This is a genomic window from Mesorhizobium sp. M7A.F.Ca.CA.001.10.2.1 (assembly GCF_003998575.1).
GTDB lineage: Bacteria > Pseudomonadota > Alphaproteobacteria > Rhizobiales > Rhizobiaceae > Mesorhizobium.
This window is the reverse complement of sequence record NZ_RZQY01001200.1, coordinates 1-759: the sequence shown is the minus strand read 5'-3', so window position 1 is coordinate 759 and position 759 is coordinate 1. Positions and strand designations below refer to the sequence as shown.

General features: G+C 65.7%; 1 pseudogene. It reads left to right on the top strand.

The window, feature by feature from the left end:
• Positions 1-759: pseudogene (locus EN964_RS36130) on the top strand (hypothetical protein); the annotation flags it as partial.

Genomic DNA, 759 nt, shown 5'->3' with positions numbered 1-759 from the left:
GTGCAATCCGCTGCCGATGCGCCGCGCTCCCGCGTTCTGCCCGTCGTTCCCGACATCATGCCGGAGGCCACGCTTCCCGATGCTCCGGCCATCGACATGTCGGTTCCGGCCTCGGCCGGCGCGACGACGGAAGTGGCGCCCGACCGCGATGAACGGCGCATAAGGGGACGTCGCCTGCCGCTGACCGCCATCTTCCTGACCGTGACACTGCTCGCCGCGGTTGGCATCGGCCTGTTCTTCGCCGTGCAGACCGGCGTGTTCAAGACATCCGCGCAACTCGACACCGCCCCGCCGCAGGCGCCGCCGACCGTCGAGGACGACGATTTCACACCGGCCGACGGCGGTCCGGCAAAACCCGGCGCCGCGGACCAGGCGCGCGACTGGATCAATGTGTTTTCGCCGGCCGATGCATCCCATGTCAGCGCGCCGTCTGACGCCAGGGCCGAGGTGATGAAGGACGATACCGGTTCGTTCCTGCGCATCCGTTCCGGCGCGTCCGGTTCGGCGATCAGTTTCGACGTCGGACAAGGCGTGCTGGAGAAGCTGGCCGGCAAACATGCCGTGTTCGACATCATTGCCCGCTCCGAAGAAGGCAAGGAGACGCAGATTTCGGTCGACTGCAATTTCGGCGAACTCGGCGACTGCGGCCGCAAGCGCTATGCGGTCGGCCAGCAGCAGAACGAATATCTGTTCGATGTGCAGTTTCCCGACAAGCGTCCGGGCTCGGCCGGCACCATTGCCATCAATTCAGACTTCGAC